The sequence below is a fragment of the Agromyces ramosus genome (assembly GCF_030817175.1).
Classification (GTDB): domain Bacteria; phylum Actinomycetota; class Actinomycetes; order Actinomycetales; family Microbacteriaceae; genus Agromyces; species Agromyces ramosus_A.
In genome coordinates this window covers 1,973,498-1,993,946 of sequence record NZ_JAUSYY010000001.1, presented here as the reverse complement: position 1 = coordinate 1,993,946, position 20,449 = coordinate 1,973,498, and the positions used below count along the sequence as shown (strand labels likewise).

The 20,449-nt window shown below is 71.9% G+C and carries 18 protein-coding genes and 1 pseudogene; 1 reads left to right on the top strand and 18 read right to left on the bottom strand.

The genetic code is table 11. From position 1 onward, the window contains the following. Nucleotides 1-12: 12 nt before the first annotated feature. The 13 genes and pseudogenes from QFZ26_RS18860 to hemQ all read right to left on the bottom strand — a co-directional run. Nucleotides 13-489, bottom strand: a pseudogene (locus QFZ26_RS18860) (oligosaccharide flippase family protein); the annotation flags it as partial. Nucleotides 490-503: 14 nt separating this feature from the next. Next, nucleotides 504-1,583: a glycosyltransferase family 2 protein gene (locus QFZ26_RS09245; RefSeq protein ID WP_307041391.1), complete on the bottom strand. Its 1,080-nt coding sequence runs from the start codon at nucleotides 1,581-1,583 to the stop codon at nucleotides 504-506. Between the two features lie 87 nt (nucleotides 1,584-1,670). Next, nucleotides 1,671-2,795, bottom strand: coding sequence for a DegT/DnrJ/EryC1/StrS family aminotransferase (locus QFZ26_RS09240; protein ID WP_307045022.1), 1,125 nt, complete (start codon nucleotides 2,793-2,795; stop codon nucleotides 1,671-1,673). Between the two features lie 38 nt (nucleotides 2,796-2,833). After that, complete coding sequence (locus tag QFZ26_RS09235) at nucleotides 2,834-3,826, bottom strand: NAD-dependent epimerase/dehydratase family protein (RefSeq protein WP_307041389.1); 993 nt, start codon at nucleotides 3,824-3,826, stop codon at nucleotides 2,834-2,836. Next, nucleotides 3,823-4,917, bottom strand: a complete 1,095-nt coding sequence (locus tag QFZ26_RS09230; protein WP_307041387.1) for a Gfo/Idh/MocA family protein — start codon at nucleotides 4,915-4,917, stop codon at nucleotides 3,823-3,825. Before QFZ26_RS09230 ends, QFZ26_RS09235 begins: the two co-directional genes overlap by 4 nt. Nucleotides 4,918-4,956: 39 nt before the next feature. Beyond that, nucleotides 4,957-9,600, bottom strand: a complete 4,644-nt coding sequence (locus QFZ26_RS09225; protein ID WP_307041385.1) for a DUF4082 domain-containing protein — start codon at nucleotides 9,598-9,600, stop codon at nucleotides 4,957-4,959. Nucleotides 9,601-9,946: 346 nt separating this feature from the next. Further along, nucleotides 9,947-10,321 carry a hypothetical protein gene (locus QFZ26_RS09220; RefSeq protein WP_307041383.1) on the bottom strand — a complete coding sequence of 125 codons (375 nt, stop codon included), beginning with the start codon at nucleotides 10,319-10,321 and terminating at the stop codon, nucleotides 9,947-9,949. A 119-nt stretch (nucleotides 10,322-10,440) separates the two neighbouring features. Further along, complete coding sequence (gene hemL / locus QFZ26_RS09215; RefSeq protein WP_307041381.1) at nucleotides 10,441-11,769, bottom strand: glutamate-1-semialdehyde 2,1-aminomutase; 1,329 nt, start codon at nucleotides 11,767-11,769, stop codon at nucleotides 10,441-10,443. After that, on the bottom strand, nucleotides 11,766-12,764 hold the full coding sequence (gene hemB, locus QFZ26_RS09210; RefSeq protein WP_307041378.1) for a porphobilinogen synthase: 999 nt from the start codon (nucleotides 12,762-12,764) through the stop codon (nucleotides 11,766-11,768). The genes hemL and hemB overlap by 4 nt, the downstream gene beginning before the upstream one ends. 169 nt (nucleotides 12,765-12,933) lie before the next feature. After that, nucleotides 12,934-13,728: a uroporphyrinogen-III synthase gene (locus tag QFZ26_RS09205; protein ID WP_307045019.1), complete on the bottom strand. Its 795-nt coding sequence runs from the start codon at nucleotides 13,726-13,728 to the stop codon at nucleotides 12,934-12,936. 11 nt (nucleotides 13,729-13,739) lie between these two features. Then, nucleotides 13,740-14,714, bottom strand: coding sequence for a hydroxymethylbilane synthase (gene hemC / locus QFZ26_RS09200; RefSeq protein ID WP_307041376.1), 975 nt, complete (start codon nucleotides 14,712-14,714; stop codon nucleotides 13,740-13,742). Next, nucleotides 14,711-15,913: a ferrochelatase gene (locus tag QFZ26_RS09195; protein WP_307045018.1), complete on the bottom strand. Its 1,203-nt coding sequence runs from the start codon at nucleotides 15,911-15,913 to the stop codon at nucleotides 14,711-14,713. The genes hemC and QFZ26_RS09195 overlap by 4 nt, the downstream gene beginning before the upstream one ends. A gap of 87 nt (nucleotides 15,914-16,000) precedes the next feature. After that, nucleotides 16,001-16,738, bottom strand: a complete 738-nt coding sequence (gene hemQ / locus QFZ26_RS09190) for a hydrogen peroxide-dependent heme synthase (protein WP_307041374.1) — start codon at nucleotides 16,736-16,738, stop codon at nucleotides 16,001-16,003. 69 nt (nucleotides 16,739-16,807) lie between these two features. Between hemQ and QFZ26_RS09185 the strand changes: the two genes are divergently transcribed. Further along, a complete protein-coding gene (locus QFZ26_RS09185; RefSeq protein WP_307041372.1) occupies nucleotides 16,808-17,260 on the top strand; it encodes a pyrimidine dimer DNA glycosylase/endonuclease V in 453 nt (150 codons plus the stop codon). A 37-nt stretch (nucleotides 17,261-17,297) separates the two neighbouring features. Here the strand turns inward: QFZ26_RS09185 and QFZ26_RS09180 are convergent, their stop codons facing one another. Genes QFZ26_RS09180 through QFZ26_RS09160 form a run of 5 tightly spaced genes read right to left on the bottom strand, consistent with a single transcriptional unit; the run spans nucleotide 17,298 to nucleotide 20,381 of the window. Then, nucleotides 17,298-18,425, bottom strand: coding sequence for a class I SAM-dependent methyltransferase (locus QFZ26_RS09180; protein ID WP_307041370.1), 1,128 nt, complete (start codon nucleotides 18,423-18,425; stop codon nucleotides 17,298-17,300). Between the two features lie 34 nt (nucleotides 18,426-18,459). Then, nucleotides 18,460-19,146 (bottom strand): GntR family transcriptional regulator, encoded by a 687-nt coding sequence (locus QFZ26_RS09175; protein ID WP_307041368.1) that lies wholly within the window; start codon nucleotides 19,144-19,146, stop codon nucleotides 18,460-18,462. Nucleotides 19,147-19,171: 25 nt separating this feature from the next. Further along, nucleotides 19,172-19,477: a DUF3618 domain-containing protein gene (locus QFZ26_RS09170; protein ID WP_307041366.1), complete on the bottom strand. Its 306-nt coding sequence runs from the start codon at nucleotides 19,475-19,477 to the stop codon at nucleotides 19,172-19,174. After that, nucleotides 19,461-19,868 carry a phage holin family protein gene (locus QFZ26_RS09165; protein WP_307041364.1) on the bottom strand — a complete coding sequence of 136 codons (408 nt, stop codon included), beginning with the start codon at nucleotides 19,866-19,868 and terminating at the stop codon, nucleotides 19,461-19,463. Before QFZ26_RS09165 ends, QFZ26_RS09170 begins: the two co-directional genes overlap by 17 nt. 21 nt (nucleotides 19,869-19,889) lie before the next feature. Further along, nucleotides 19,890-20,381 carry a hypothetical protein gene (locus tag QFZ26_RS09160; RefSeq protein WP_307041363.1) on the bottom strand — a complete coding sequence of 164 codons (492 nt, stop codon included), beginning with the start codon at nucleotides 20,379-20,381 and terminating at the stop codon, nucleotides 19,890-19,892. Nucleotides 20,382-20,449: the final 68 nt, after the last annotated feature.

Here is a 20,449-nt window from a genome sequence, read left to right as displayed (position 1 = left end):
CGGCACGACCAGCGCGAGGGTCACGAGGATGTTGGCGAGGTCCACCGCGATGCGACGGCCCTGGAGGAAGTCGCGCCAGACCATCGCGGTCGGCACCGAGGAGAGGCCGGCGAGCGCGACCGTGATCGAGAGCACGCGGATCACGTCGGCCGCGGCGGGGTCGCCGAGGGCGGCGGCGAGCCAGGGCGCCGACATCACCATCGCAGCGGTCAGCGCGCCGCTCGTGATGAGCGCGATCGTGAAGACGGTCGGGGCGATCGCGTCGGGATCCCGGTCGCCGCGGCCGAGTGCGGCGGTCGCGCCGAGCTCGGCGATGTTGAGTGCGATCGTCTGCACGACGAGCGCGACGGCCAGCGCGCCGAAGTGCTCGGGCGCGAGCAGGCGCGCGACGATGATCATCGAGGCGAAGCTCAGGATTCGGGATGCCCCGACGTTCACGGCTCCCCAGAGGGCGCCGCGTCGGACCCGCCCGGCGAGCGCGGCCGTCATCACCTCGGCGTCGCTCATGAGACCCCCGCATACCGCCACACGGTCCAGCGGATCCGGTCGAGCTGTCGCCGCCCGGCCTCGAGGCTGCGCTGTGCGATCGCGGGCTCGCCGCCCACCTCGGCCCTGCGGAGCCGACGCACGACCGCACGACCTCGGCGACCGCGCAGCGACGAGCGGCGGACCTCGCCGGCCACGCGGAAGAGCCCGCAGGCGGCCGCGGGGTCGCCGCCGCGATCGAGTTCACGCTGCGCGAGCAACAGCGCCTCTCGTGCGATCGCACGGTGCGCTCGCGCGACCATCGCGCCGGCATCGGCGAGCGCCTCACGCGTGCCCGGGGCCCCGAGCGTGCGGAACGCGAGCGCGCGGTGGAGGAGGTCGAGCTCCATCGTCGCGAAGGAGGTGAGGTGCATGTTCGCCGAGTGCACGCGATACAGGGCCTGGACGGGACCGTTGACGCGCCCGACATCCCAGCGCGCGGCCGTGCGAAGCCAGTACTCGAGGTCGCCCGAGTGCGGGAGTGCCGGGTTGTACGGACCCACCGAGCGCATCGCCTCGGTGCGCATCACGACCTCCGGCGAGAGGATGAAGCTTCGACCGCGGCGGCACGAGAGTCCGATCCACTCCTGGCCGGGCCAGATCGTCCACGTCGACCGCCGCGACCGGGGCACCGGCGGCGGAGCGCCCTCGCCGCCGAACTCGAGCGGCAGTCCGTAGACCATGCCGACCCGGGGTTCGGCGAGCATGAGGCGCGCGGCGCGCCCGAGCGCGCCCGGGGCGACGAGGTCGTCGGCGGAGACGAGGGAGACGAACTCCGTGGTGACCGCGGCGAGCCCGTCGTTGTAGGTCGCGATGTGTCCGGCGTTCGCGGCGTGCACGATGACGCTCACGCGGGGATCCGCGTCCGCGATCCGCCGGGCCACGGCGGCCGAGTCGTCGGGCGACGCGTCGTCGACGATGACGACGCGCGCCTCCACGTCGTGCTGGTCGAGCACCGCCGCCACGGCGTCCACGAGGAACCGTCCGTAGCGGTAGCACGGGATGACGACGGTGACGCCGGGGCGGGCATCGTCGGGCCGCTCCCGGCGCAGCCTCATGAGCCCGGCCCCGTCGAGCCGGGGATGGCGGGCACGCCCGGCGTCGCGACGGCACCACCACCGACCATCGGGATGAGCAGGCCCATGTCACGTCTCCGATGCGGCGGTCCGGATGACGTCGACCACGCGATCGAGGTCGTCGCCGTCGAGCGCGTGGTGGAGCGGGAGGATCAGCGTGCCCGTCGTCAGCCGATCGGTCGTCGCGAGGGTCGCCGAACCGGTGTCCCGCGACCGGTGCGCCGGCTGCCGGTGCGACGCCATGATGCCCCGGCGCGCCGAGACGCCGGCCTCGGCGAGCCGGGCGAGGAGCCCCTCGCGATCGAGCGGGTACTCGGCCAGCACCTCGATCCAGTACGACTGGAAGTTGCTCCGGCCGTGCGGCGGATCGCCGATGACGCGGATGCCTCCGACGCCGGCGAGCCCTGATGCATATCGCGCCGCGAACTCTCGCCGTCGTCCGACGATCGCGCCGAGCCTGCCGAGCTGCACGAGGCCGATCGCAGCCTGCAGGTCCGTCATGCGGTAGTTGAACCCGACCTCGCCGTACTCCTCGGGTGGGGCCAGCAGGCTCGCGTGCCGGTCTGCGGCGGAGACGCTCATCGCGTGTTCGCGAAGCCGGCGGGCGCGATCGGCCCACTCCGCATTCGAGGTGGTCAGCATGCCGCCCTCGCCCGTCGTGAGGAGCTTCCGCGGATGGAACGACCACACCGCGACATCCGCCCCTGCACCGACGGGTGCACCACGGTACTCCGAGCCGACGCCGCAGGCGGCGTCCTCGATGACGGCGATGCCGCGCGGATCGCAGAGCGCGCGGATCGGCGCGAGGTCGACCGGCATCCCGCCCTGGTCGACGACGATGACCGCCCGGGTCGCTGGCGTGAGGGCCGCCGCGATCGTCGCCGCGCTCACGTTGCCGGTGTCGCCCTCGACATCGGCGAAGACGGGGCGCGCACCCACGTAGACCGGGGCGTTCGCCGTGGCGATGAAGGAGAATGATGGCACGACGACATCGTCGCCCCGACCGATTCCGGCGACGACGAGCGCCAGGTGCAATGCCGTCGTGCAGCTGGAGGTGGCCACCGCATGGCCGACTGCCATCCGTGCGGCGAACGCGTGCTCGAACGCGGCGACCCGCGGTCCCTGCGCCACCCAGCCCGAGGCGATGACGTCAGCGACGGCCTCGGCCTCCTCGGTTCCGAGCCACGGCCGCATCACGTCGATGCGGCCTGGAGTGCCGACGGCCCGCACGCTCACGTCGCCACCGACCTCGACGCGGCGATCCGCTCTCGCAGCGGGCGCCACCAGTCGACGAGCTCGCGGAGCCCCTCCTCGAGGCCGACGCGGGCCTCGAAGCCGAGATCCCGGCGTGCGGCCCTCGTGTCGCCGAGTCGCCGTACCACCCCGTTCACGGCTCGTTCCGGGCCGTGCTGCACGCCGGCCTCCGAGTCCATCGCGGCGAGCAGCGCCTCGGCCAATTCGAGCAGGCTCGTCTCCCGGCCGCTCGCCACGTTGTACACGCCCGCGGTCACGCCGCTCGCGGCGGCGAGGAGGTTGGCCCGCGCGACGTCTCTCGTGTGCACGAAGTCCATGGTCTGGGCGCCGTCGCCGAAGACGAGCGGAGCCCGCCCGTCTTCGATCCGCTCCATCCAGCGCACGAGCACCTCGGTGTAGAGGCCGTGCACGTCCATGCGCGGGCCATAGACGTTGAAGTAGCGAAGGGCGACGTACGGGAGCCCGTACATCGAGTGGAAGCTGCGGAGCATGCCTTCATCGAATGACTTCGCGGCGCCGTAGAACGTGTCGTTGGCGTGGTGGTGGTGCCGTTCGGGTGTCGGGAACTCCTCGGCCAGACCGTAGACCGAGGCACTCGAGGCGAGCACGACCTTCTCGACCCGGTGGTGCGCCGCCGCCTCCAGCACGTTGAACGTGCCGTCGACCAGCACCTCGAGCGCGAGCCGCGGTTCCTCGGCGCACTGCGTGATGCGGATCGCCGCCTGGTGGAAGACGAGGTCCTTGCCACGGGTCATCCGGTCCACGAGGCCGCGATCCCGGATGTCGCCCTCGACGAGGATCACCCGCCCCGATTCGAGCGCGTTGGCGAGATTCTCCGTGCGTCCGCGCACGAGGTTGTCGAGGACCTCGACGGATGCGGCGTCGGCGTCGACGAGCTGGTCGACGATCGTCGACCCGATCATCCCGGCACCGCCCGTGACGAGCACGTTCGCGCCGGTCAGGCCGGTCATCGGGCACCCTCCAGTTCAGTCGTGACGACGCCGGCGGCGGGACGCGCGGCCGGGATCGGGTCGCGTTCGACGCGTGTGAGGCTCCCGGCATCCGCGATGCTGCGCGTCGCCGCCTCGAGCACCCGCAGCACCCGCAGCGCCGCGTACCCGTCGGTGCGCGAGGGTCGCCCTTCGCGAATGCTCGCGGCGAACTCCCCGACCATCGAGCCGAGCGCCTCCCGCTCGGGGAGCGCGGGCGACCACGTGTCGCCGAGCCGGTAGGAGATGGTCGACGCCGTGCGATCCCCCGAGCCGCTCTGGGTGCCGAGGTCAACGCCGCGGTCGTAGACGCTCAGCCGCTGCTGCGGGTTGAGGTCGTCCCAGACGAGGGTGCGCCGGGTGCCGCCGATGACGATGTGGCGGATCTTGGTCGGGCTCAGCCAGTTGACGTGCACGTGCGCCATCGCGCCGTGCGCGAGCGGCACGGCGAGGTAGCCGATGCACGACTTGCCGGCGCCGAGCGGGTCGGCGCCCTGCGCGGCGACGCCCTCGGCGCGGAGTCCGCCGGGGAGCACGAAGTCGATGATCGACAGGTCGTGCGGCGCGAGATCCCAGAAGACGTCGACGTCGGGCTGGACGAGCCCGAGGTTGATGCGCACCGAGTCGATGAACAGGATGTCGCCGAGCGCGTCCTCGGCGATGAGCTCGCGGATCTTCAGGACCGCGGGCGTGTAGCAGTACGTGTGGTCGGCCATGAGCACGAGCCCCGCGGCCTGCGCCGTGGCGATCATCGAGCTGCCGTGCTCTGAGCTGTCGGCGAGCGGCTTCTCGACGAGCACGTGCTTGCCCGCGCGGAGCGCGGCGAGGGCGAGGCCGTGGTGCGTGCGGGCCGGGGTGGCGATGGCGACCGCATCGACGAGCGGGTCGGAGAGCACCTCATCGACCGAACTCGTGATCCGCGTGCCGCCGATGGCCTCCGCCACACGTCTCGCCCGCTCGAGGTCGAGGTCGCAGATCGCCGCGACACGCCAGTCCTCGCTCGCCCGGAAGTTTCGGCTGAGGTTCGGACCCCAGTAGCCGGCACCGATCACCGCGACGCCCAGCCGGTCCATGTGCACTCCCTCTCCACGATCTCGCCGCTCGCGTCACGGTCATTCGCCGGGCGTGAACATGACATCCGCCCAGTAGTTGTGCGGCGCGGTCCCGCTCGGGAATCCCGTGCCGTAGAGGTAGACCCCGCCGACGGGCAGCGTCGAAAGCGGTGCGGCGACGACCGCCTCGGCGAGAGCACCGGGGTCGGCGGCGTACCGTCCGCGCGGGGTGAAGTAGCTCGCCCGGTACTCCGTGTTCGCGTCGATCGGCACCGGAGCGGCGAAGTACACGGTCTGCCATCCGCTCGCGGTCTCGCCGATCGACGTGGCGGTGGCGAGCGCGGTGCCGCCGCTGCCCGCCCAGAGGCGCACGGTGTGCGTGTTCGCATCGCCGGCGACCTTGAAGAATCGGATGCCGCTGACGACGCCGGCCACGGAGGACGTGAAGCGAACGCCGAGCTGGATGCCGGTCGCGTCGTCCCAGTCGGTGCGGGCGGGCCCGGCCGTGGCGGAGAAGATCGAGACCGCCTGCGGCTCTGCGCGGGTGGTGAAGTCCCAGGTTCCGCCGGGTGGCGTCTGGCCGCCCACACCGACCGTCGCCGTGTAGGGCGTCGACCAGGCGAGCGGGGCGTCCGGGGTGAACGACACGGTGTTCGTCGGGGCGTCCCACGCCGTCTGTCCCGCGACGGCGCCGGCCGGGCCGGTCACGACGAGGGTTGGGGCCGCGACGGGGGTGGCGGACAACTGGGCTGATACCCGCTCCCCCGTCGCGGCGTCTTGTTGCCCCGAGGTGGGGCTGGTCGAGGTCACCGTCACCGGCGCGAGCGTGCTGGTGGTGAAGAGGACGTCGACGAAGTAGTTCGTTCGGTTCCACGTCGACGTCGGAAGCGTGCCGCCCGCGCCGTACCGGTATCGGCCGTTCCCCTCGGCGGGCGCGACGAGCGGTCCGTTCGCGGCGGGGTTCTGGAAGTATCCACCGGTTGCGGCGTAGCGCCCCTGCGGGGCCAGGTACGAGACGACGACCACCTGGCCGGCCTCGAGCACGACGGGGCTCTCGAGCAGGGCGGTCTGCCATCCCGTCTCGGTCTCGTTCGCGAACGTCACCGACGCGATCCGGTCGCCGGCGTCGTTCCAGAGGGACCCGGTGTGCGTGCCGCCGTTCCCCGCTCCCTTGTAGAAGCGGATGGCGGTGATCTCGCCGGGCTGCGACGCCTGGAAGGCGACGGCGAGCTCGACCGAGGATCCGTCGTCGGTCGCGGGTGTCGCCGGAGTGGCGCTGCCGAAGAGCGAGTACGCGGTGGTCGCGCCCGTCGAGTCGACCGTGGCGAACGACCAGCGCTTCGTCGCGAGCACCGAGCCCGAATCCGAGCGCACGCCGGTCAGGGCGACGTTGATCGTCGCGCCGTTCGGCAGCGGCGCGGCCGGCGTGAACGTCACGGTCGTGCGGTCGGCGGAGAGTGCGGTGGCGCCCGCGATCGCGGTGCCCCGGCTCGACACGGCGAGTTCGTATCCGCTCGTGATCGGCACGGAGAGCGTCGCCGAGATCGCGCTCGCCCGGTCGACCCCCATCGCGCCGGCGGCGGGCGTCGTGGAGACGATCGCGATGGGATCGGCGCCCTTCTCGAAGACGACGTCGACGAGGTAGCTCGTGGTGCTCGCGTTGCCCGGGAAGCCCGTGCCATAGGTGTACGCGCCGGCCTGGGTGCCGGCACTCAGCGGGCCGTAGCTCACGCCGCTGCCCGAGAACGCCCCAGGGGTCGCCGAGTACTTGCCGACGGTCGTGCGATAGGCAGCGACGTACGACGTGCCAGCGGTCACGTCGATCGGCTCGGCGAAGTCGACGGTCTGCCATCCACTCGTGCTCTCGCCGCTGAACGTCGCGGTCGCGAGCTGCGCACCGGTGGCCGACCACAGCGTTCCGACGTGCTGGCCGGTGTTGCCGGCTCCCTTGTAGAACGCGACCCCGGTGACGGTCCCGTCGACGGAGGGCGTGAATCGCACGCCGAGGGTCACGGCCGCCGAGTCCGCGACCTCGAGCACGGCGGGCGTCGTGGAGTCGTTGAAGAGGCGGCAGGGGCAGGCGCCGGGCGCCGGGGTCGGCCTCACCGTGGTGAAGCCCCACGCCGCGACCTGCGCGGGCGGCGAGGTCGAGCCGGCCGGGGTGGCGCTGAGCGTGACCGAGTAGGCGACGAATTCGCGCAACGGCGCGTTCGGGGTGAAGGCGGCCGTACGCGTGGTCGGGTCGTAGCTCGTCGTGCCGGCGACTGCGGCGCCGACGTCGTCGGCAACGTTGAACGTCACGGACGCCGAGACGACGTTCTTCAGGAACGTGGCGCCGATCGTCGTGTGCAGGGGCACGCTCGTGGAGCCCCCGGGCGGCCGCAGGTTCGTTGCGGCGAGGGGCGTGGAGTCGGTGCTCTCGAAGATCGCGTCCACGAAGTAGTTGCTGCTCCCGAAGGAGTTCGACGGGAACGCCCCGGGCGCGCCGTAGACCGCCGCGGGCGGCGCGCCGAAGCCGCCGTCGACGAGGAGCGGGTCGTATCCGATGCCGGCCGACCAGAAGGCGTTGCCCTGCACCGAGTAGTGGCCCCTCGGCGCCGTGTAGGAGATCGTGTACCTCGAGCCGGCCGAGACGGCGACCGCCGGGTTGAAGACCGCCCGCTGCCATCCGCTCGCCGTCTCGTCGGCGAAGGCGACACTCGCGAGGCGCTCGCCCTGCGGTGACCAGAGGGATCCGACGTGCGCGCCCGTGTTCAGGCTCGACTTGTAGAAGCGCACCCCCGACACGTAGCCGTCGTCGGTGGGCGTGAATCGCAACCCGAGCTCGACCCCTGAGGTGTCACCCGAGTCGACGATCGCGGGCACCTGCTCGCCGAACACCGAGAACGGGCCGATGACGGTCGTCGCCACCGTCGCCGGCTGGGCGGGGATGTTCGCGCTGTCATCGATGGCACGCACCCGGATGTCGGATGTCCCGCGTCCGTGCTGCACGTAGCGGTAGCTCCAGTTCGTGGTGCCGGTCGCGGGGTGCCACGATGCGCCCCCGTCGGTCGAGACCTCGACCCCGGCGACCCTGCCGCCGACGTCGCTGGCGGTGCCGGTGACGTCGACCGTCGCGCCGTTCGGGATCTGCGCGCCGGCGGCAGGGGCGTTGATGACGGCGGAGGCCGCGGTGTGATCGGTGCTCGGCGTGGCGGCGACGAGGCCGCCCTGCAGCGTTGTGGCGAGTGCCCCCATGTCGGCGAGCAGGTTCACCTGAGCCTGTTGCATGCGCGCGTCGGCTGGAGCGCCCGCGCCGTCGTGCTCCTGGTCGAGTCCCCAGGGCCACTGGATGGATCCGGCCGAGAAGACGAGCGCACCGCTCGCCGCACGGTAGAGGGTGAGGTGGTGGGTGGTCGTGCCCGGCCGCACGGTGTTGCCGTAGTCCTGCAGGTACTCGGGGGTCGGACCGGTGGTCGTCGACAGCCGGATGAGCCCCGGCGGGCGCCACCCGTTGTCGAGGTCCTCGTTGGACTCGTAGCCGATGGTGTGCGGCGCGAGCTGGGCGCTCGACCCGGCCGCGAGGTTCGTGAGCGACGTGCCCCGCCACAGGCGAAGCTTGCCCTCGTCCGACGAGACGGTCACCGCGAGGTCGTTGTGGTTGGCCACGTAGAGCGTGCCGATGAGGGCGTTCTCGGGGCGGTTCGCACCGGCCGAGGTCGGTGCGAAGCGGGGGTCCCTCCAGGTGCCGGTCCACTCGGTCGACGGGTCGATCTTCGCGTTCGACCTGGTCTCCTTGTAGCAGACGAGGGTGCGGTAGGCGGTGGCGCTCGCGTCGATCGAGGGGGCGTAGCGGGTGCGCCAGTAGCCGTCGTTGCCCCCGAGGAACTGCAGGTGCACTCCGGCGTCGCGTGCAGCCTCGATGTTGGCACGCTGCCGGCCCGACCAGTACTCGTCGTGTCCGACGGAGATGAACACCTGGTGGTTCAGCAGGAGCTCACCGAACCGGTCGGTGTCGACGCCGGCGAGGTAGGAGACGTCGTAGCCGTTGCGCTCGAGGAAGCGCACCTGCGCGTACTCGCTCGAGAAGTAGAAGTCGCGACCGTTGTTGTCGGCGCGGGTCGAGAAGGGCCGGTTGTAGCTCGCTTCGTAGGAGCGCCCGTTCTGGCCGCCGAAGTAGAAGCTCGAGCCTCCGTATCCGTTGTAGGCCTGCCACGTCGTGTCAGCCGTCTGGAGCAGGACCTCGGAGTCACTGTCGTCATCGCGGACGACGAAGATGATGTGGCTGCGCCCGCCCGTGTCGGCTCGCTGGAGCAGCGCGACATACACTCCGGAGACTGCGGTCGCGGGCACGTTCCAGGTAGCCGAGACGCCCCAGTTGCCGCAGTCGAAGAGCTGGGTCGAGGCATCCGAACGGCAGGTCGGCTGGAGCTGCGGCAACGGCGCGCTCGGCGAGATCGTGGTGATCTTCCGTGCCCCGAGCCCCTGGTACCAGCCGGTGCGGTAGACGGTGATCGAGTAGGCGCGGGCGTCGGTATCGACCTTGAAGTCGATGCGGTTGCCCCGGTCGACGCTGATGTCCGTGGCGAACCCCTGGATGTCGGCATCGCCGTCGCCGGCGACGTCCCACTCTCCGGGGGCGGCACCGGGCTTCGCGTTCTCGCAGGCGACCTCGTTGGCGCACGCCGCCGCCGCGGGCGCCGGCGGTGCGACGATGCTTGCCATGACGCCGACGGCGAGCGCGACGAGTACCGCGAGTACCGACGACTTCGTACGGCGCAGGTACGGCGGATGGGGTTGCCGAAGATTTCCTCGGCTGATTCGCTCGGGCAACGAATGTCCTGAAGGGGGATGGGATGTTGTGGGGACGGCGCACTGGGTGGTGCTCCGCGGCCACCTGGGCGATGGGGGCGAAACTGGTCGAGCTGAAACGGAGGGGATCCCACATTGTGCGAGATTTACTCAGTTGTCGGGTACCCATAGTTGTACTCGTTGACGGGCGCGCGCGCTGCCCCCATTTCGGGCGTCAGCCGCCCGTTCCGGAGCAGGCTCGAACGACCGGCGTGCCCGCTCAGTCGGCGTCGGCCGCGGTGGGCGGAACCGAGAGCTTCAGCCGGTCGATGAGCGCGGCCGAGTGGTTGGTGCTCAGGATGATGCGGGTGAACTCGCCGGCCGCGAGCTCGAGCACGACGGCCTGGCGCTTGCCCTTGACGATGACGAAGTCGGTGCCGCCGTGGTACTTCCACACGCCGACGGCGACGATGAGCGGGATCTCGCTGCCGCGGCGGCGGATGCCGCGGATCCAGACCCAGGGGTCGTCGGTGATGGTGGCCGATCGGATGTCGTCGCGCTGCACCACGAGATCGTCGGCACGGAACGCGAGCGACTTCTCGGCCGGGGTGAGGTGAACCTCGATCCGGTCGGTGTGCACGCGGAGCTTCGCCATGCTTCCATCCTGCCCGAGTCCACCGTCACTTCGCGTGTCGACGCCCCACAAACGACGTAACGTTTCCTGCACGGTTCCGCACGTACCGGCTCAGCCGGTTACGTGGCGTGCCGCCGTGATCACGCCGGGCGAGCGGATGCCGCAGCTCGCGCGGCGCCCGGCAGCGCGTCGAGCACCCGGGCGATCGCCGAGTCGTCGTGCGCGGCGGTGACGAACCACGCCTCGAACACCGACGGCGGCAACGAGACCCCGGCGTCGAGCATCGCGTGGAACAACGGCGAGTAGCGCCAGGACTCCTGCCGCAGCACCGTCGCGTAGTCGCGCACCTCGCCGGGGTCGCCGAACACGAAGCTGAAGAGGTTGCCCGCGTGTTGCACCCGATGGGCGACGCCCTCGGCCGACAGGGCGTCGGAGACCGCCGTGCTGATCGTCGCGGCGACGGCGTCGAGCCGCTCGTACACCGCGGCATCCGCTGCCCTGAGCGTCGCGATGCCCGCGGCGACCGCCACGGGGTTTCCCGAGAGCGTGCCCGCCTGGTAGACGGGGCCGTTCGGGGCGAGCTGGTCCATGATCTCGGCGCGACCGCCGAGGGCCGCGACGGGCATGCCGCCGCCGATGACCTTGCCGAACGTCATCAGGTCGGGCGTGTATGCGTCGTCGGTAGCCGCCTCGAGGCCCCACCAGCCGGCCGCCGAGACGCGGAAGCCCGTGAGCACCTCGTCGGAGATGACGAGGGCGCCGTGCGCGTGCGCGAGCTCGACGAGTGCGCGATTGAAGCCCGGCTCGGGGCGCACGACGCCCATGTTCGCGGCGGCCGCCTCGGTGATGACCGCGGCGATGCGGTCGCCGTGCTCGGCGAACACCGCACGCAGGGCATCGAGGTCGTTGTACGGCACCACGAGCGTGAGCGCGGCGATGCCCGCCGGAACGCCGGCGGAGCCCGGGAGGGCGAAGGTCGCGAGGCCCGAACCGGCCTCGGCGAGGAGTCCGTCGGAATGGCCGTGGTAGTGGCCCGAGAACTTCACGAGCAGGTCGCGGCCGGTGAAGCCGCGCGCGAGGCGGATGGCGCTCATGGTCGCCTCCGTGCCCGTCGACACGAGGCGGAGCTTGTCGACCGGCGCGATGCGGGCCTCGACGAGCTCGGCGAGCTCGGTCTCGGCGGGCGTCGACGAGCCGAACGAGAGGCCGCGCGCTGCGGCATCCGTCACCGCTTCGACCACCCGCGGATCGGCGTGGCCCAGGATCGCCGGACCCCAGCCGGCGACGAGGTCGACGTACTCGCGTCCCTCGGCGTCGGTGACGTAGGGCCCACGAGCCGAGACGAGGAAGCGCGGCGTGCCACCGACCGAGCGGAACGCCCGGACGGGCGAGTTCACGCCGCCGGGGATCGCGGCTTCGGCGCGGAGGAAGAGCTCGGCGTTCGTGGGAGCGCCCTGCGCGGCGCTCACGCGGCGTCGCCCTTGCGGATCCACTCGGCGAGCTCGACGGCCCAGTAGGTGAGCACGGCATCGGCACCGGCACGGCGGATGCCGCGCACCGACTCGACCACGGCGCGCTTTCGGTCGATCCAGCCATGGGCGGCGGCGGCCTCGATCATCGCGTACTCGCCCGACACCTGGTAGGCCCAGACCGGCACCTCGCTCGCAGCGGAGACGTCGGCGAGCACGTCGAGGTAGCTGCCAGCGGGCTTCACCATGACGATGTCGGCGCCCTCGTCGATGTCGATCATCGCCTCGCGCAACCCTTCGCGACGGTTGCCGGGGTCGAGCTGGTACGTGCGGCGGTCTCCCTCGAGCGTCGATTCGACGGCGTCGCGGAACGGACCGTAGAACGCACTCGCGTACTTCGCCGAGTAGGCGAGGATCGCGGTGCCCGAGAAGCCCGACTCGTCGAGCGCGTCGCGCACGGCGGCGACCTGGCCGTCCATCATGCCCGAGAGGCCGAGCAGCTGCGATCCGGATGCCGCCTGAACGAGCGCCATCTCGCGGTACCGCTCGAGGGTCGCGTCGTTGTCGACCCGGCCGAGCGGGTCGAGCACGCCGCAGTGGCCGTGGTCGGTGAACTCGTCGAGGCACAGGTCGGTCTGCACCACGAGACGGCCCTCGGATGCCTCGGCGGCGACCCGTGTCGCCACGTTCAGGATGCCGCCGGGGTCGGTGGCTCCCGAGCCGCGTGCGTCGCGCACCTCCGGCACGCCGAACAGCATCACGCCGCCGACACCCGCCGCCGCCGCATCCGCCACCGCCTGCGGCAGGCTCTCGAGGGAGTGCTGCACGACGCCCGGCATCGAGCTGATCGGCACCGGAGCGCTCGCGCCCTCGCGGACGAACACCGGCAGCACGAGGTCGGCGGGGTCGAGGCGGGTCTCGGCGACGAGCCGGCGCAGCGCCGGCGTCTCGCGGAGACGGCGTGGGCGAACACGGGGAGCGGGCGTGGAGTTCACCCGACCAGCCTACGTGGCGCCCGGATGTGCGGTTCCTGTCTGCCCGGAGGCCCGCGCCGCGGGAGGTGCTGGCCGTCGGCGCTCGAGCGCGTCGATTTGCGACAGGAATCGTCCGAAGCACGGCCCGCGTGGCGGGAAGTGACGCGCTCGATGCTCGGTCGAGCAGGCGTCAGGCGTGCGCGCTCGCGGCTTCGACGACCGCGTCGATGAGCGATTCGGCGGTGCGCTCGCGCGCGATCACGTCGACGCGGAGACCGACCGCGGCGGCGTCCTGCTTGGTCTGCGGGCCGATGGCGGCGACGAGGGTCGTCTCGGGGATCGGGCCGAGCTGCTGCTGCACCTGCTCGGCGACGCTTCCGGATGTCACGAGCACCGCGTTGACCCGCCCGGCGCGCACATCGGCGGCGACCTTGGGCGACACCGGCACGCCGATGGTGCGGTAGGCGACGACCGCCTCGACGTGGTGCCCGGCGCGGGCGAGCCCGATGGAGAGGACCTGCTTGGCGATGGCCGAGCGGAGGGCGAGGATCCGCAGCCCGCGCTGTCCGTCGGTCGCGGCCTCCCATTCCTCGAGGAGGCCGCGCGCGGAGTTGTCTTCGGAGGGCACGATGTCGGCGTGGTACCCGGCGGCGACGAGCGCGGCAGCGGTGGTCTCGCCGACCGCGGCGACCTTCGTCGTCTCGGGTATCACGGCGCCGTACGACGCGAGCACGTCGACCGTGGTCGCGCTCGTCACGGTGAGCCAGTCGAACCCGCCGGCGGCCAGCTTCGCGAGCGCCGCCTCGAGGGCGGGCTGGTCGTCGGTGGGGGCGAAGTTGATCATCGGCGCGACCACGGGCGTCGCGCCGCGGGCACGGAGCGCGGCGGCGACACCGTCGCCCCAGGGCCCGCCGCGGGGAACGAGCACGCGCCAGCCCGCGAGCGGCTTGCCGTCGTGGACAGGCAAGCCGATCGCACCCGTCATCTCGAATTCGCTCACTGCGACTCCTCAGGTGGTGCAAGTTCGGCGGCGCCGTTGCCGAGGAGTTCAGCGACGACGCGTTCGGCGACGTCGCGTGCCGCATCCGCCAGGTCGGCGGCCGAGCGGCTGTCGGGGGTGGCCGCGTGCGAGCTGGTCAGCTGCCGGGTCCCGTCGGCACTGTACACGCTCGCCGTCAGGAACAGAAGTTCGTCGTCGAGGAACGCAGTGGCGCCGACCGGGGCGGAACAGCCCGCCTCGAGCCCGGCGAGCACGAGTCGCTCGGCGAACACCATCGCGCGCGTCACGCCGTGGTCGACCGCCTCGAGCGCGCGCTCGAGCGCCCGTTCGCCGCGCTCGCGACGTACCTCGATCGCGAGTGCGCCCTGCCCGGGTGCGGTCGGCCAGTCGGCGAGCTCGAGCAGGTCGGTGACGGCGTCGCCGCGACCGAGCCGGCCGAGCCCGGCGGCGGCGAGCACCACGGCGTCGAGCTCGCCGGATTCGACCTTGCCGAGGCGGGTGTCGACGTTGCCGCGGAGGTCGACCGCGACCAGGTCGGGGCGGGCTGCGCCGAGCTGCGCGATGCGGCGGGGCGAGCCGGTGCCCACCCGCGCACCGACGGGGAGGGTCGCGAGCGTGAAGCCGTCGCGCGCGCACAGCGCGTCACGGGCGTCGGCGCGCTTCGGCACCGCTCCGAGTCGCAGCTGGGGGTGATCGGCGGTGGGCAGGTCTTTCAGCGAATGCACGACGACATCGCACTCACCGGCGAGGAGCGCCTCGCGCAGCGCCGCGGCGAACACGCCGGTGCCGCCGATCGTGGCGAGCGAGGCACGGGAGGTGTCGCCCTGGGTCGTGATCGGCACGAGCTCCACCTCGGCCTTGGCGGCCGAGGCGAGCCGGTCGGCGATCTGCCGCGTCTGCGCCATGGCGAGAGCGCTGCCCCGGGTGCCGATGCGGATGACGCCGCCGGCGCCGTTGCCCGCGGCGCTCACGGCGCCACTCCGGCGAGCGCCGGGCGGAAGCCGAGGCGCACGTTCTCGCAGCATCCGGGGCGGCACACGTCGTACCAGGGACCGAGTCCGGTCACGGCCGGCCGCGCCGCGACGGGCGTGCCCTCGACGCGCTCGAGCACGAGGTCGACGAGCCCCGCGACGTAGGCGGGATGCGTGCCGGGCGTCGGCACGCGCACGGCGGCGAGCCCTTGCTGCCCGGCGGTCTCGAGCGCCTCGTTGTCGAGGTCCCAGAGCACCTCCATGTGGTCGCTCACGAAGCCGAGCGGCACGATGACGATGGCCTTGCGGCCGGCGGCCGGAAGCTGCTCGATGGCGTCGTTGATGTCGGGCTCGAGCCACGGCATCGACGGGGGGCCGCTGCGCGACTGGTACACGAGCTGCCACGGCACGTCGGATGCCCCGGCCTCGCGCATGACGACCTCGGCGACCGCCAGGTGCTGCGCCGCGTACGCGCCGCCATCGCCGAACCCGCGCTCGGCCGGGCCCGACTTCGCGGCATCCGTCGACGGGATCGAGTGCGTCGCGAACAGCACCTCGACCTCGGTGGTGCGGTCGAGGCCCGACACGGATGCCTCGAGCTCGGCGATGCCGTCGCGCACGCCCTCGATGAAGGGCTGCACGAACCCGGGGTGATCGAAGAACTGGCGCACCTTGTCGATCTGGATCGCCTCGGCACCGTCGACCGCGTCGACGTCGGCGATCGCGTCGGCGAAGTCTTCACGGTACTGGCGGCAGCTCGAGTACGAGCTGTAGGCGCTCGTGGCGATGGCGATGAGCTTCGTGGCGCCCGCCGCGTGCGCCTCGCCCAGCGCGTCGTTGAGGTACGGCTGCCAGTTGCGGTTGCCCCAGAACACGGGCAGGTCGATGCCGCGGCTCGCGAGCTCCGCCTCGAGCGCGGCCTTCAGCTCGCGGTTGTGCTCGTTGATCGGGCTCACGCCGCCGAAGTGGCGGTAGTGGTGTGCGACCTCCTCGAGCCGCTCGTCGGGGATGCCGCGACCGCTCGTGACGTTGCGGAGGAACGGGATCACGTCGTCTTGACCCTCGGGCCCGCCGAATCCGGCGAGGAGGATGCCGTCGTATGCCGTGGGCTCGGTCACGTGCTCGGGCCCCTGCTGGGCGGCGGGCGTCGCGCCCGGCACGACCGCGCCAGGTGCGCAGGGGGCGGATGCCGCGGGCAGCGGCTTGTGGCCGCGATGGGCGGTGGCCGGGGCACCCCGTCGCCGCAGGCTGCCCAGCGCCGGTCGAGCCGAGGTTGACCGCTGCCATTACTGCAGCACCTCGACGAGCTCGGCGGTGGTGATGCGTCGCCCGGTGTAGAACGGCACCTCTTCGCGCACGTGCCGGCGGGCGTCGGTGGCCCGGAGGTCGCGCATGAGGTCGACGAGGTCGGTGAGCTCGTCGGATTCGAGCGGCAGCAGCCACTCGTAGTCGCCGAGGGCGAAGGAGGACACGGTGTTCGCGATGACGCCGCGGAACGCGGCGCCCTTGCGACCGTGCTCGGAGAGCATGCGCCCGCGCTCTTCGGGCGCGAGGAGGTACCACTCGTAGCTGCGCACGAACGGGTAGACCGTGAGCCAGCCCTTCGGCTCGGCGCCGCGGAGGAACCCGGGCACGTGCGACTTGTTGAACTCGGCGTCGCGGTGCACGCCCATGGCGTTCCACGTGGGGAGCAGGCTCTTCAGCAGTCGCGCACGGCGAAGCTCGCGGAGTGCCCACTGCAGGCCCTCGGCGGTGGGTCCGTGCAGCCACAGCATCACGTCGGCCTCGGCGCGGAGCCCCGAGACATCGTAGATGCCGCGCAGGGTGACGTCTTCGTCCTCGACGAGGGAGATGACGTCGTCGAGCTCGTGCACGACGCGGGCGACATCGTGGCCGTCGTAGTCGTCGGGGTTCGCCGGGTCCCGGCGGAGTACGGCGAAGACCGTGTACCCCTCAGGAGTCGGCTCGGCGTCGGAATCGTTCTGGAGCGCGTCGGCTGCCGCTTCGGCAGCGGGGGAAGACATACCCCTAGTCTCCCCCTTCCCCGCTGAACGGCCAAAAGTGGGTCGGGGGGCTGGACGTACGCTCGTTGGATGAGGATCTGGTCGCTGCACCCGCGCTACCTCGATCGTCAGGGCCTCACGGCGGCATGGCGCGAGGCCCTGCTGGCGCAGGCGGTGCTCGAGGGCGGCACGCGCGGGTACACGAGGCATCCGCAGCTCGAACGGTTCCGGGCCGAGCCCGACCCGCGCGAGGCGATCGGCGACTACCTGGCCGTCGTCGCCGACGAGGCGAGCAGCCGCGGGTACCGCTTCGACCGCAGCAAGGTGCACCGCCGCGGCGACCCGACTCGGCGCCTCGAGGTGACGAGCGGACAGCTCGACCTCGAGTGGTGGCACCTGCGGCAGAGGCTCGCAGTGCGGAGCCCGGCGATCGCCGATCGCTGGGCGGACATCGCGACGGCCGAGCCGCATCCGCTCTTCATCGTGGTCGACGGCCCGATCGCCTCGTGGGAGCGGGCGCCGGCGCCACCGCCTCAGGTCTGAGCGGCCTCGTCGTGGACCTCGGCGTCGGTGACGTCGCTCAGTGCAGGAGCCGCGTGAAGCGGAAGAACGCGAAGTCCTCGATCGGCAGCTCCTCGATGGCGTCGAACCCCGCCTCTCGGGCGTAGCGTTCGAGGGTCGACTGGCGCATGACGGTGCCGGTGCCGACCGATCCGGGCGTCGCGAGGCTGTCGGGGAGGCACAGGAGCAAGCTGTAGCCGTACATGACGCGCTCGACGTCGTCGCCGTCGGGGGCGAATGCGGGCGCGACCGCCTCGTCCATGACGACCACCGCCCCGTCGGGCTTGACCGCGCGCCGGATGGCGGCGAGCACCTCGACCGGAAAGGGCATGTCGTGCAGCGCCTCGAAGATGAACGCCGCGTCGAAGACGCCCTCCTCGGGCAGCGCTTCGCCCGCCACGTGGTGGAAGCGCACGCGGTCACCGACGCCCGACGCTGCCGCGTGCCGACGGGCGGCCGCCACGGAGGGGCCGTCGACGTCGAACCCCTCGACGCGGGCATCGGGATACGCCTGTGCGATCGCGATGGCCGACCAACCATGGCCGCTGCCGACATCCGCGATGCGGGCCGCGGGACGCGACAGGACGGCGTGCAGTGAAGGCACGCCGGCGAGTGCCGGCGCGAGTCGCTGCTGGAACCATGGTCGGTTGATGTCCCCCTGCGCGTCGCGGGCGTCTTCGCCGAGCTGCGCCCAGGCCACCCCGCCTCCCGTTCGATACGCGTCGAGCAGCGCCGGGAGCTGCCCGGCCGTGGCGGCCACGAACCGTCCGAGCGGTGCGAGGTAGTCGAGCGAGGCGGCGTTCGTGAGCACCTCGGCGTGCGCCGCAGGCAGGGAGAACCGGCGTGCGGATGCCGCGGCATCCGGATCATCGACGGTGAGGATGCCGCTCACCGCCTGGTGCTCGAGCCACTCCCTCGCGTAGCGCTCGTGGGTGCCCGTGCGCTCGGCGAGCGTCGGAGCGTCGAGCGGCTCGCCCTCGGCGAGCGCCCGGTACCAGCCGAGACGGTCGCCGAGGTAGACGCTGAGCATCTCGAGGCTGCCGAGGGCCGACGCGAAGATCCGGTCGGCGAAGGCCGTGACGGCCTCTGTCCCGGCGCCGGGACCGGCGCCCGGAGCGTTGCCTTGGGCCTGCTCTTCCGACGTCATCGTCGGCTCCTTCCGTTCGGCGGTCGTGGCCGCGTCAGCTGCCGACGAGCAGCCGGGTCGAATGCTCGAGGTGCTCGCGCAGCGCCTCGGGACCCCGCACCGGGATCTCGTCGAGCAGCGCACGGTGCTCGGCGATGAGGCTTGCGAGGGTGTAGTGCGGGCGCACGTGCAAGAGGAACAGCAGCAGCTCGCTCCCGAGCGCCGCGTGCGACTCGATGATGCGCGGGCTCTCGGATGCCGCGACGAGCGCCCGGTGGAAGTCCGCGTGGATGCGCTCGACCTCGAGCCAGTCGACGGGCTCGTCGAGCTCGTCGAGCTCGCCGAGCGCGCCGAGCGCGTCGCGGGCGGGCGCGAGCGCGGCCTCTGGCCACTCATCGCCGTACCGCTCGCCGGCGATGCGGACCGCCTCGACCTCGAGCGCGGCGCGCAGCTGCTGCAGCGCGATCACATGCGCTCGGTCGAAGCTCGTGACGCGAACACCGCGGTAGGGCTCGGCGACGGCGAGCCGCTCGCTCACGAGTCGCTGGAACGCCGCGCGCACCGTGTGCCGGGAGACGCCGTAACGCGCCGACGCCGACTCCTCGCGAAGCGGCGTGCCGGGCGCGAGGGCGCCGCTCAGGATGTCGGTGCGAACGGCTGCCGCGACCCGGTCGACCGCGGTCGGCGCGGGAGTGGACCCGGGACCCTGGGACTCGAATTCGCGAAGCGGTGACACGGGCATCGGTGCATCCGCTCGCTGCTGCTCGTTACCGGTCGAGGTTGGCTCGCACGACGAGCCACACCGTCACGCCGACGGCGGCGGCGACCCCGACCGCGGCGGCGATCGCCGCGACAGGCCGCTCGTCGGCGAAGCGGCGGAACCTCCGCTGGGCTCTCTGGACCTTGCGACTCACCTGCTTCGGCACGTTGAGCTTGTCTTCGAGCGCGTCGAGCGTCGCGGCGAAGTCGGCGCGTGCCTGCTGCGATGCGATGCGGGCCTGCACTCGCGTGAGGTTGCGTTCACGCTCGGCGGCGGTGCGCTTCGAGGCGGGCACGTCAGTCGCGACGGTCATAGTCACCGGTTCCCTTCAGCACGTCGAGATCGGCCCGCAGGCTTTCGATCGTCTCGAGAGGCTCGGCGCCTCGCTTGAAGTTGACGTACGCGATCCAGAGCAGGATGGCGATGATCAGCAGCAGCACGCCCGAGACGACGAGCGCGGCGGCCCAGCCCGGCATCACGAGCGCAAGCGCGAAGATGGCGGCGACGATGAGGGTGAAGAGCAGGAAGATGCCGACGACCGCGGCACCCGCGACCAGGCCGGAGCCGATGCCGAAGTGCTTGATCTTGTAGGAGATCTCGGCCTTGATCTGGTCGATCTCGGCGCGAACGAGCGTCGAGACGGTGTCTGGCAGTTCGCCGATCAGCGTGAAGAGCGAGCGTTCGTCGTTCGTCGGTACGGCCATCGCGAGGTCACCTCCGGTGGGTCAGGAGTTGGATGACGAGGTCGTGCCGCGTGAGTTCGACGTGCCGCCGGATGCCGGCTTTCGCGCCGGCTTGGACGCAGACGTCGAGGACTTCGACGCGGATGCCGCGGCCGACGCCGTCTTCGCGGCCTCGTCGATGACGTCGTCGATCGCATCTGCGGCCGCATCGACCGCCGATCTCGCAGCCTGCGCGCTCTTCGAGACGCCCGCCTTGGCCGACTTGGCGGCGCTCGAGACATTGCTCTTTGATGCCCCGGAGCCGCGCGTCGCATTGCCGATGAGCGATTTCACGCCGTCGAGGACCGTGTCGGAGACGTCGCCGATGCGTGCCGACGCGAATTCCTTCACCGTGCCGACGCCCTGCTGCACCGTCGGTGCGTTCCAGACGCTCTCGGCGGCCTTGCGGATCTGTTCGTAGCGCTCGCGGCCGGCGCGCGTGCCCAGCACGTAGCCGACGCCGAGCCCGGCGACGAAGAGGATCTTGCCCCTCATGTGCACCCCATCTCCCCTGTGGATCACTCAAGCGGACTTCTCCAGCGTAGACCCCGACGCGGGCCGCG